10 protein-coding genes are annotated in these 12063 nt (G+C 46.7%); 2 read left to right on the forward strand and 8 right to left on the reverse strand.

What is annotated here, in order from left to right; genetic code table 11:
• Positions 1 to 138 precede the first annotated feature (138 nt).
• Positions 139 to 855 (reverse strand): nucleotidyltransferase domain-containing protein, encoded by a 717-nt coding sequence (locus BN1765_RS00910; RefSeq protein WP_050613449.1) that lies wholly within the window; start codon positions 853 to 855, stop codon positions 139 to 141.
• Between the two features lie 21 nt (positions 856 to 876).
• Positions 877 to 1959 carry a nitric oxide synthase oxygenase gene (locus tag BN1765_RS00915; RefSeq protein WP_050613450.1) on the reverse strand — a complete coding sequence of 361 codons (1083 nt, stop codon included), beginning with the start codon at positions 1957 to 1959 and terminating at the stop codon, positions 877 to 879.
• Positions 1960 to 2299: 340 nt separating this feature from the next.
• Here BN1765_RS00915 and BN1765_RS00920 point away from each other — a divergent pair, with 340 nt between their 5' ends.
• Entirely contained in the window at positions 2300 to 3121 is an 822-nt protein-coding gene (locus BN1765_RS00920; protein WP_075050770.1) for a VOC family protein, read from the forward strand.
• A 76-nt stretch (positions 3122 to 3197) separates the two neighbouring features.
• Here the strand turns inward: BN1765_RS00920 and nagZ are convergent, their stop codons facing one another.
• The 5 genes from nagZ to BN1765_RS00945 all read right to left on the reverse strand — a co-directional run bounded on the left by nagZ (position 3198) and on the right by BN1765_RS00945 (position 11261).
• Complete coding sequence (gene nagZ, locus BN1765_RS00925) at positions 3198 to 5282, reverse strand: beta-N-acetylhexosaminidase (RefSeq protein WP_050613451.1); 2085 nt, start codon at positions 5280 to 5282, stop codon at positions 3198 to 3200.
• A gap of 17 nt (positions 5283 to 5299) precedes the next feature.
• Positions 5300 to 6946, reverse strand: coding sequence for a serine hydrolase domain-containing protein (locus BN1765_RS00930; protein WP_050613452.1), 1647 nt, complete (start codon positions 6944 to 6946; stop codon positions 5300 to 5302).
• Positions 6947 to 7324: 378 nt separating this feature from the next.
• The gene (locus tag BN1765_RS00935; protein ID WP_050613453.1) at positions 7325 to 8338 is read right to left on the reverse strand and encodes a carbohydrate kinase family protein; all 1014 of its coding nucleotides are present in this window, start codon (positions 8336 to 8338) and stop codon (positions 7325 to 7327) included.
• A gap of 153 nt (positions 8339 to 8491) precedes the next feature.
• On the reverse strand, positions 8492 to 9991 hold the full coding sequence (locus BN1765_RS00940; RefSeq protein WP_050613454.1) for a glycoside hydrolase family 32 protein: 1500 nt from the start codon (positions 9989 to 9991) through the stop codon (positions 8492 to 8494).
• 19 nt (positions 9992 to 10010) lie between these two features.
• Positions 10011 to 11261: an MFS transporter gene (locus BN1765_RS00945; protein ID WP_050613455.1), complete on the reverse strand. Its 1251-nt coding sequence runs from the start codon at positions 11259 to 11261 to the stop codon at positions 10011 to 10013.
• Positions 11262 to 11496: 235 nt separating this feature from the next.
• On the opposite strand from BN1765_RS00945, the gene BN1765_RS00950 reads away from it, so the two are divergent.
• Positions 11497 to 11757 carry a hypothetical protein gene (locus BN1765_RS00950; protein WP_050613456.1) on the forward strand — a complete coding sequence of 87 codons (261 nt, stop codon included), beginning with the start codon at positions 11497 to 11499 and terminating at the stop codon, positions 11755 to 11757.
• Positions 11758 to 11849: 92 nt separating this feature from the next.
• On the opposite strand, the gene BN1765_RS00955 is transcribed toward BN1765_RS00950, so the two are convergent.
• The coding region (locus BN1765_RS00955) for a substrate-binding domain-containing protein (RefSeq protein ID WP_187119415.1) at positions 11850 to 12063 on the reverse strand (214 nt) is incomplete at its 5' end.

Raw genomic sequence — 12063 nt, forward strand, 5'->3', positions numbered from 1 at the left:
GGTAATTCAGAAATAGATATGTAAAAAAACAAGGGAGAGGGCTAAATCCACCGGTTAAGAGAGAATGACATTTTTTCGTTTGCCGTGCCCATAGACCCGGATACAATAAAAAATGAATCCCTCATCAAAACAAGGGATTCATTTTTTGCCCGCTGAATATCCTTCGAAAAGCAGGCCGCCGAACGGTTCCAATACTTTTTCAACCAGTTTAATGATGCTTTCTTTTTTCTGCTGCGCATAGAAGGCGTCAAATGCCCGGACAAATTCTTGCGCAAATGCTGGATCAAAACGCTTCAACGCTCGGATGATCCACTTCGATTCACCGATCCACTGTCCATTCGTGCGCAGGAAGAATTCATGCAACTTCACTGCAAGGTCGCCTGCTATCATCAAGTCTTCGCCCATATCCATCGAGCCTTTGAAGTCATCAAGCACATCCGTCAAAAAGTAGCGCTTCGTCCTTATTGTTTCTTCACTCCAGCGCTCGGGGCCTGCAGCCAGACGGTCTTCTGCATCTTCTTTGAATGCCTTTAGGTATATCTCCCCTTTCAGCACCAACCCTTCAGCAACCATCATAGGCAGTGAGGGGCGCGCTCTTTTGCAGTCCTGTTCCGTAAAATGAAGGTAAGATTCCTGGTTGTGAACGAACAGTTCAACAGGCCATCCTTTGAACAGAATAGACTGTCGATATGCGGATGGCACCCTTTCCTCAAAAACAATGATATCCAGATCAGACCTGTCAGTCCCTTCTCCTCTGACGACACTGCCGCCCAGCAAAGCTCCGTCGCATGCCGGAAATCTTTCTTCTACGAATAAGCAAGCAGCCTGTCTTGCACTCGGTTTACCGCTGTCCATTCATTTTCCCCCTATCCTTTGTCAGCGTGTCTCACTTTTCTTTCTATAAAAATAATTGGGTGTCTTCACTTCATTTGAGTACGGCTTATGGTAGATATGGGTGGTAGCCGGGGATAATGGCGGAATCAGCCACACCCAATTCCCTGTCGCCAGCCGGCCTGCTTTTGCTTCCTGTTTTTCGAACAGCTGAAATTGCTGTGCGGCTGTATGGTGGTCGACAATGGTTACCCCCTGTTCCAGATAGGAATGAAGGACGGCTACATTTAATTCAGTTAAAGCGCGGTCCTGCCATAACAGTGCACTTTTACTCGTATCCAGTTCCATGATTTCAGCCACCTTCGGAAGGAGATGGTATCGATCTGTATCGGCCAGGTTCCGGGCCCCTATTTCAGTTCCCATATACCAACCATTAAATGGCGCGGCCCCATAGATGATGCCGCCGATTTCAAGCCTCATATCAGAAATAATAGGAACGGCGTACCACTTGGCATGCAGCTTTTCGAATGGCAGCTCCGGATGGGTAATGGGTACTTCTTTGACTAGCTGGGAAGGGATGCCCTTCCACACGGGCGGCCTCCCGTCAACGGAAATGGCCAACGGCAAGACATCATAATCTGTTCCTTTCCCTTTCCAGCCCAGACCCATGCAAAATTCCGTAAAACGTATGCTGTCCGGATCGCCGATTGTCCCTTCCGCCGTCTCATAACCGGCATAGCGAATCAATTGATGATTATAGATGACAATCCTGTCGGCTAGAGATCGGTCCTGTTTGAAAATCGTGATGGCAGGAAGAATCTTTCCCCCGTTGGTCGCATATTCGATATGGTGCAGCAATGCATCGAATATTTTCTCTTCACGAATGGCTTCGCGCGCGTCCAGAATCGTGAGTTTGTTCCAAAAAAGCCGGCCGATGCAGCGGTTGCTGTTGCGCCAAGCTACACGTGCCCCGTGGACTAATTCCTCAAAAGTATGTTCATATGAACCAGTCTCATTGATTTCCTTTTTGATGTTCTCCAGCCGGCTCTCCGTCTCAGCCGGCTGGCCGATTTCTTCATAGCACTCAGTGATAAAACGGGCAGCTTTTTCAAACAAATCTCTGTTCACAGTCGCAACAAACTCCTTATGGTTAATAAGACCATTATGCTATCAACACAATGCTAAAATCTAACAATAAGGCCGCCAGAATTCCAATCCCATGGCGAAGGTGTGAACAGCTTCCTTAAGAGTGAACTCTGCGACCGGAAAAGGTGAAACTTTGTTCGTTGGGTGATTTGAACCAATCGAATACTTACTCGCGCTTGGTCTCCTGCTTAAACGTCTTCGCCATTTCCAGTTAGAATGGGATAAACCTAATTGTTGCCCTCTGTCTACCTATCGATTATAGTTGGTAAAAAAAACCTCACGATAAGAGGTTTGAGGAACCAGGAAGAAAGGGGAGGCCTATATGGCTTTACATTTCGATCATGTTGTCCATTTTGTCAAGGATCCATCAGCAATTCCAAAAGCACTTCAAGAGTATGGCCTGCTTGCCGTCGAGGGCGGATCTCACATAAATCTTGGCACCTTTAACGCTTTATGCTATTTCGGTCTGAGTTATATTGAATTTCTGGGAGCGTACGACAAGGAAATGGTCCGGGCCGGCGACCATCTGCCGTACAGTCTGCACGAATCGGTCATACAGCAGCAATTTGCCGAAGGCTTTGTCCGTTTTGCACTGCGGACGGATTCGATCCATGAAGACGCGGCAGCTTTCAGGAAGGCTGGCCTTATCGTAAATGGCCCCGTTTCCATGAGCCGAAAGCGGACGGATGGAAGCCTGCTTAAATGGCAGCTTCTCTTCCTAGGCGATGGCAGTGGTTTGGACCTTCCCTTCATTATTCAATGGAATGAAAAAGACGCCGTGCGGGAACAGGATTTGAAGGATAAAGGCCTGTTGCAGCATCCGTCCGAAGCTGATTTTTCCCATCTATCGATCGCTGCCGCAAATGGCGAGCAGACAGCAAAAGCATGGGCTGGCTATTTTGGCGGTAAGCTGGGGAGCAGCTACCGTGACGAGAAGTTGCAGTCTGATTGCTATCCTTTAGCGTTTGAGGGAGGAAATCTGGTTTTTTGCACTCCGTATGAAGAGAAAGGGGCGGTGGCAGAACTATTGGAGGAACATGGAGAAAAGCCCTTTGAGATTACACTACTAACAAATAGGGAAAGCCAAACTGTCCAGCTGCACGGCGGGTCCTATACGTTCAAAAAAAGAGATGAAAAGAAATAAAGCATATAAAGAAATCGTGTAGATGGAATAAAGGCCAGTCTGGGCATTTCCCCAAGACTGGCCTTTTCACTGTTTTTTATCGATAACTCAATCCATGTCCTACAGGATAGAGCAAACCACCCAAGTTGTCCGGCAATGTGACAGGAAGTTTGCCTGATGGATTCACCTGGCCAAAAATGGCGGCTGCTGTCGCTGAGAAATTGCTTCCCTTGAAGCCATATTGAGCCAAATAGGCATTGACGTTCGGATACGCCATTATATCATACGGATTACGGATGCCCACCGCAATCACCGGAGCGTCTGTGATCTCTTGCAACCGATTGATCATCTGCATTTGGGGATTAGAAGGGCTTCTCATCTCCACATTGCTTGTATAGGATCCTGCGATGATATATGTGGCTTCTTTCAGCACCTTTTGCTGCTCCGGTGTCCACAGGAAGGAATCCGGCAATTCAATGGTCGCTGTATTCGAGTGGTACTTTTTAATGGCTGCGCCTAGTTCCTGTATATTGGTCCGCCCAACCACTGCCAGTGTCTCTTTTTCTCCCAGTGCCTTAATAGGCAGCGCCCCGTCATTTTTAACCAGTGTCACTGATTTTTCCGCAGCTTCCTTCTCTACTTTCTTATGCTCCTCGGAACCCACCGTTTTCAAAGCTTGGGCGATGATTGTGTCCACCGCTGGCTCTTTTTCATTCTTGATGATGCCTCTTTTAAGCTTCAGCTCAAGGATACGTTTAACTGATTCATCCATTTGTTTTTTAGGGATATCGCCTTTTAATACGGCAGCCTTTAGGCCATTCGCCGCTTGTTCCAGGCCAACAGGCATGAGAAGGATATCAGCGCCTGCTTGCACAGCCTTAACAGCGGCATCGACTGTTCCAAAGTGTTCGGAGATTGCTCCCATATTCATGGCATCCGTGATTACAACTCCGTTATATCCCATATTCTCTCTAATCAGGCCGGTCAGTATTTTACGCGATAATGTGGCCGGCACCGCCACCTCTTCGCCAGTCTTTTTAGAAATGGCACGGGTTGAATCGATTTGCGGGAAAGTGATATGCGCCGTCATAACGGCATCCAAGCCATTATTCATCGCACGTTGGAACGGCACTAGCTCCATTTGTTTCAGGTCTTCGACTTTCTTGTTTACCTGCGGCAATCCCACATGTGAATCTACATTCGTGTCGCCATGCCCCGGGAAATGTTTCGCTGTCGCGCCCATTCCTGCATGATGCAAGCCATCCATATAGGCGGAGCCCAGTTCAGCCACCAGATTGGGATCCTCTCCAAAGGAGCGGACGCCGATGACCGGGTTATCGGGATTATTGTTCACATCGAGCACCGGAGCCAGGTCCAAATTGAAGCCAAGCGCTTGCAGTTCTTCGCCGATCACCTTTCCCGCCTTTTCGGCAAGGGCATTTGAACGGGTTGCCCCTAATGCCATATTGCCCGGAAGATCGGTGCCGGACTGCAGACGTGTTACAATCCCTCCTTCCTGGTCGATTGCCATCAGCAATGCCTGCTTATCCGCACTTTGCTGGTATGCATGAATCAGGCGGGCAGTCTGCTCAGTGGTCACGACATTTTCACGGAAGAGGATTACTCCGCCAATATGGTATTCCTTCACCATTTTGCTGATCTCCGGAAGCATGGCAGTGACATCCTTTCCGTTCCACTGGCGGAAATCAGGCATGAGCATCTGGCCGATTTTCTCTTCCAATGTCATTTTGCTGAGACTGTACGCTGCCAAGTCATACTTCTTGCCTTTTTGCTTATACAGCACTGCTTTTCCGTTTTGGTTGACGCGCAGCGAAATGTGGTCGACGTGTTTGCCGTCCCGCACTTTGATTTGGGCTGCACCCTGTTTACCGGTCATACGGATCAACCCATGCTGGTCTACCTTAGCAACCTTTTGATTGGTTGATTGCCACTCGACATGATCCGCCTTCATAAAAGAGCCGTCATCCATCACCTTCAGGGCGGCCAGCGAAAACTCATTGCCTGTTATTTGATTGTCAGCCTGCGGTGTATTCTGATAAAGCACTAAGTCTTTTATCTTTTCTTTTTTACCAGCAGCATAAGATACTGGATGGCCTGCCAGCCCCATTGTGGAGACGATCAACAACAACGCCAACCCGAAAAATCCAACTCTTTTTTTCATTATTATCTCTCCTCCGCTCAATAATCTCTTTGCACCCAACCATCTTTTTCCCATTCTAAATCCTTGGCTTTCTTCCCTTCCAACCTTGGCTGGCTGATATACCAGCCTCTTCCGTTAGTGGTTTCGTCCATCGAATAACGAAAACGGACATATTCTGTGCCGGCGGGCAGTAACGCTTTCTGATTGATCCACCCGCCGCTATTGCCGGTATACGGCTGTTGGATTTCCGTCCATTGCTGGCCATCTTGTGAGATTTCCAGATAACCATAATCCGCATCCTCTTCGATCCGGTACCATGTCTTAAATGTCAGCCGAGCCGGAGCCTCAAGGTGGACACGGGCAGTGAGCGTGTGGTCGGCCAGATTTCCATAGCCGGCAAACATGGCGTCTTTCTTCCCGGGCACCACCACGGGAATGGCATCGCCCGCTGCTTGAGCGAATGCTCTGCGGACAGGATTCAATGAAGGCGTATTTCTACCCGGATGCACGCGGTTGGTTAACAAAATGGCCGTCATCCGATTTTTTGGGCTTACGACAATCGATGTGCCCGTATAACCTGTGTGGCCAAGTGTCTGGCTATCGGCGAGGGAGTCCATATACCAGCCTTGGGCCAGTTCCCAGCCAAGCCCATGGTCATCACCCTTGAAATCTTGGTTATAATCCTTCATCATCAAGCGGACTGTATCGCGTTTCAGCAGTCTTTTTTGGCCATCCATACCTTCATTCAGATAAACTTGGGCAAGAACTGTCAAATCTTTTGCTGTGGAAAAAACGCCTGCGTGGCCGGCTACTCCGTCCATTGACCACGCGTTCTCGTCATGGACACTTCCCCAGACCAGGCCGCGGCCGATATTCGCCTGAAATTCCGTTGCTGCTATTCTATTTTTTAAAGATGAGGGAGGATTATACATCGTGTCCGCCATGCCGAGCGGGCCGGTGATTTCTTTTTTCACAAACTCATCCTCTCGTTTGCCTGTTACTCTTTCAATAAGGGCACCGAGTGTAATCATGTTCAAATCACTGTAGAGGTAGACCGTACCCGCTTTATTCGTGAGCGGTTCGCGGAAAACCCGTTGGAGCTTGTCTTCCCGGCTGCCACTTTCTTTATAGAGAGGCAAACCTGCCTGAAAGCCGGAAGTGTGCGTCAATAACTGTTTAATCGTGACGTGTTCCTTGCCGTTCTGGGCAAATTCAGGGATATAGCGGGAAACAGGATCATCCAGTTTGAAGGCGTTTCGTTCGTAAAGAATCATTGCTGCAGTGGATGTAAATACCTTGGAAATAGAAGCAATATCAAAAATGGTGTCTTCCTTCATGCTGATCGGGTTTTCCATTTCGGCATTAGCATCCTTATAGCGGGCAGCATAGCCATATGCTTGATGCTTGACGATCCGGCCGCTTCTAGCAACTAGAGCAACGGCTCCGGGCATCATTCCCGCGCGTATATGGCCGTTAATCATTGTATCCATGGAATCGAGCGGTTCCTGCAGCATGCCTGCTTCACTAGGATTCCCTGCCCGCAAGGTCTTTACGTTTGCCAGCGGCTTGTCCCACGGAGCCAGTTGCGGAACAGCCCTTTCAGCAGAAGACGTGCCTGCCAGATTGAACATTGACAGGAGGAGAACAAACACGAGGACTAAATACACCGTTTTTTTCTTTTTCATATGCAGCCTTCAACTCCTTTTCCTTATGGATATCATGTGAGTAAGCGCTTGCAGTTATGAATAGGGTATTCCTCTTTTCCTAATGTTGTAAATCGCTCTTTTGTCACCTTCTTACGATGCCCAGAAAGCAATACATGAAGAAGGGCATAGTGCATAGGGTTTATTTTCAAAGAAATATCGGCATCCCTTGAACACAATTTAATGTTCTGGGCGCAAAAAAGCCGGCGGGCAATTATGCCGCCGACTTCTTTTAACCCATTCTAGCTGGCGCTAAGGCCCCCACCTCAAAATAAGTGTAAGTGGGCATCATACGCCAATAAGAATCTGATCGGCGGGGGATGAATCAACCCTCCATCGATCAAAGTTTCACTTTATCTGTTATTTAATGTGGGCAAACCGCTGATGGAAGCAATCGCCCAAGCGTATATGCAGGAAATTCAAGACATGTTTTTTAGCTGGTGCCGCGTGGATTGCGCCTTTGACGGAAGCAGTCAATGCCCCGCTGGCATTGGCAAAAGCAAGAATATCTTCCTGATGGTCGTGGAGGATGCTCTCTAAGTTGTCTAGATTGACATGATGGGCGGACAGGGCATATAAAAGGCCGCCGATAAATGCGTCCCCCGCGCCTGTTGTATCGGATACTGCCACTTTGAAACCATGCGATTCAAACTTCTTGCCATCTCTCATGATCAATTCAGCGCCTTTTGCGCCTTTTGTATAGACGACTGCCTTAACATCGCCCTTGAATAATGAATGAAGGGCTTCTTCCGTATTTTCAATGCCTGTAATGAATTCAAGCTCCTCATCGGATACTTTCACAATATCGGCAAGCGGCAGAAACGCTTGGACTGTTCTTTGGCATTCTTGGTGGTCATCCCAAAGAGACAGGCGAATATTTGGATCGAAGGAAATAATGCCGCCTTTTTCTTTTACAATGCTGATAGCTTTTGCATGGGCATGCTTGATTGGGCTTTCCACCAGGTCAACGGAACAGAAATGCAGGATATCGTCGCCTGAGAACCAGTCTGCATGTATTTCATCCTCCCGCAGCAGCAAATCTGCCGATGGTTTGCGGTAGAATGAAAAATCGCGCTCCCCGTCTTCTTTCACCGATACGAATGCCAAGCCGGTATTCGCCTCGTCCGTACGTAAAACTTTGTCTGTTTCCACCTTATTTTCAACCAGTATATCTACAAGGAAATCTCCGAATGCATCATTGCCTAGCTTTGTGATTAATGAAGACTGCCCACCGTATTTGGCCACAGCGATCGCCACATTTGCAGGCGCCCCTCCAGGCAATTTTTCAAAAGTATCTACTTCTTTCAATGCTTTTCCCTTTTGTTCCGGGATGAAATCAATTAAAGCTTCACCAATGCAATATACTTTTCCCATTATGATTACCTCTGTTTCCCTTCATTTTTTCGTTCCGTTCGGCCTCCGGCACATGAGAAAAAACGCGCTGCCAGAAGGTTCAATGAATGATGGAAAAAGCCAAAACGACGATCGTTTTTGGCTTTTTCTTTTTTATTTACCCAAAAAGACGTTTTAGCCTTCCCAAATATCTTTCAAAGTCCAGACATTGGCAGTTTCAAGCTTCACTTTCCCGTTTTTGGCGTAGAAAGCAACATCGATGCTGCTAGTCTTCGGATAAATACGGCTGGTCATATTGATTTCACCGTCATTTGCAAAAATCTCCACAGATGAACGATCCAAATAAATATGAAGCTTGCAAACATCCTGTTCAAGATCGATATGGGTTTTACGGATGCCTTTCACGCCTTTGCCGGATTGATCGCGATCGATGAATAACTTGGACTGTTCCACATCAACACTGATGATTGTTTGCTCTGTTCCGTCCGTGCTCTTTCTGACCATGACGCCGAATTCTTTAGCCGTGATGTCTTTAAGTGTAAACACAAGCTCCAGTTCCAGCAATTCACCTTGGCAGCCGGAAAGCTTCACTTCATGGTCGATTACATCAGCAGAAACAGACAGCTGGTCTTTGCGCAGCATTTTTAGTTCTTCAACAGGCTTCATGATCACCTTCTGGTCTTGGTTGACGGATACTTCCCGCGGCAGCGTCATTGCTCCGCACCAGCCATCTTCTTTTGTCGGCATTTCGGATTCCCACATATCCATCCAGCCGATGGCAATACGGCGGCCTTTATGGTCTTCCAGCGTTTGGACAGCATAGTAGTCATGGCCTTTGTCCAATTCTTCGAAGCTTCCATGTACAAATTCTTTCGATGATTCATCATACGTTCCAACTAAATAGCCTGTTTGGTAAAGGTTTTGGTAACGGTCTCCGTCCGCCTTCATTCCTTGTGGAGAGAAGAACAGCACTTCTTTGCCGTCCACGGTGAAAAAGTCAGGGCATTCCCACATATAGCCAAGTTTTTCATCCGCTTTAGCCAGCACCCCTTCATACTTCCAATCAATCAGATTGGATGATGAATAGTGGATGACGCGCCCTACATCCTCTTTTGTACGGTTTCCGAGCACCATATGGAAAGTGCCGTTTTTCTCCCATACTTTCGGGTCGCGGAAATGGCCGGTGCTGTCACTCGGCACGTTTTCAATGACCGGATTATGTTCATATTTAGTAAATGTCACTCCATCCTTGCTGTAAGCGATGCATTGGGTCTGAATGGCGATATCTTTTGGCCGGTCGACCCAAACATGGCCGGTATAAATGAGGTACAGTGTATCGTCTTTCACGACGGCGCTTCCTGAAAAACAGCCATCCTTGTCATATTCATGGTCCGGGGCCAAAGCGATCGGCAGGTGCTCCCAATGGACAAGATCCGCACTCTTGGCATGTCCCCAATGCATAGGCCCCCAATGCTCATCGTACGGATGGTGCTGGTAGAATACATGGTATTCCCCTTTAAAAAATACCAACCCGTTCGGATCATTGATCCAGTTGGCCGGAGCCATGATGTGATAGCCAAGCCGGTGATCCTTCCCTATTGTTGCAGCCCTTTCCTGAAGTGCCTGGTTTGCCTGTTCTAATTTGCTCTGTCTATCGATCGTTGCTTGTGCCATCTGTCATTCTCCTTTTCCATTAAGAAATTTGCGCTTCTTTTGTTTCCAATACTTCAACTGTTGGCTGAACTTTTGGATCTTTAATTAATGTGAAGTATGAAATGATATTGAATGTTAGAACAATTCCTCCTATGATGAAGTACACATTGCTGAAGCCGATTGAGTCATACAGCTTGCCGAACACCGGTGAAAGGAAAGCCGCCGCAATCGCGCTTGAGAATTGGAAGCCCACCAAATACAAGGTAGAAGAAAGGCGGTTATCAAAGTTTTGAGCCAAGTATTTAAAGACAGCAATCAACATAATTGGCAACTCCAATGCATGCAGCATCTTCATGCAGGATATGCCGATTGGTTCAACAGCCAAACCGGAACCGATGATACGTGTCGCCATAATGAATCCTGCCAGAATAAGCGATCTTTTCGCTCCAAGTTTATTGACGATAAAAGGTGCTGCAAACATCATGCCTGCTTCCATGAAGACCTGGAATGAATTCAGATAGCCATATAGCTGATTACCCGTGCTTACATCTGAGAATAAGGATGAGAAGTAAATCGGGAACTGTTGGTCATATACAGAGTAAAAACATACTACACCGAATACATACAGAACGAAGAACCAGAATTTTTTCAATTTCAATAGTGAGAATACATCTTTCATCTTGATTGGCTCTTCTTTTTGTTCATCGCTTACTGCCGATGTTTCGATTTTTGTCAGAAGCAGAATGGCAACCAAACAGATGGCTGATCCCGAAGCGAGCCAGAAATTGATATTAGGATTGATATTGAACAATTGTCCAGCGAAGAAGGTAGCTGCAGCCCATCCTAGAGATCCCCACATTCTTGATTTTCCGTATTCAAAATCACATTTACGTCCAATTTTTTCAATGTATGATTCTACTGCTCCACATCCCGCCTGGAATGCTGCACCAAGGTATAAACCACCAACGATTGCTCCAAGCAGAATATTATATTTCAATAATGGTCCGTATATATAGATAAAGAATGGCCCGGCAAACACAAGCAGCCCTACAATGAACCACAGCACATGCTTTTTAAGGCCGATTTTATCGGATACTACTCCGTAAAGCGGTTGCATAACCAACGCTACGATCGCGTTTGCAGAAAAGATAATACCAGTGTGTGCTCCGCTCAACTGAATGTCCTGCCCCAGCCAAATGGAAAATAGAGACATACAGGATGACCAGGTGAAAAAATAGAAGAAGAAAAATGCGCTCAATAACCAATAATTTCGTTTTGCTCCAATACTCATAGCTGAATCACGTTCCTCTCGTGCCTGATTGAAGATTCATGTTGCTTAGTTAATCGTTTACGTAATCGATTAATTAAATTATAAAAGCGCTTTCATAAATCGTCAATACAAAATGTTATCCCAGAAAAATAAAAAGAAAGCGTTTTCGAAAATTAGTCATTATTTTTCCTTTTTTATAGGAAAAGGAGAAAGAAACAGCGAATATTGAAAACAACAAAGGAAGGAGGGCTGCCAGATGGTGCAATTTTTCACCAATCGTACATACAAAGTCGTTGAAAGGCATTATGTACAAGGGTATGAGGTGTTGATCAAACAAAATGAGCATAAAGAGCGGCTTGTAAGTGTGATTTCTTCCGCCCCTGCTGTCTGTGCGGATCTCAAACTGACATCCGGCGGACTGAGCTATACCGTCTATGACAGCATCTCCTATTCCCCCCGGATTGAATTGCCAATCGAATTGTTCAATGACATCCTGGGTATTTATCTGCAAAAGTAATTCGCCCATAAAGCAGAAAAAGACCTTCATAGAGGTCTTTTTATCCCGTTCCGGGGGATGAATAAAAACCCCCGCCTATTTCAAACTTTCTTTTACGTTGATTGCCGCACAACCAGTGAAGTGGGCAATACATAATCGCAACCGGCTCCCTGCTTTTCTGCCTTGATTCGTGCAAGCAGTACCTCCGCAGCTTTTACTCCCATTTCATAGGCAGGTTGCTTCACACAGGTTAATGGCGGATTAAGCACCTTCAAGATTTCATAATCATCGAAACCGACGACCGCCATTTCATCTGGTATGCCGATC

The sequence above is a fragment of the Bacillus testis genome, from assembly GCF_001243895.1.
GTDB classification, from domain to species: Bacteria; Bacillota; Bacilli; order Bacillales; family DSM-1321; genus Bacillus_AD; species Bacillus_AD testis.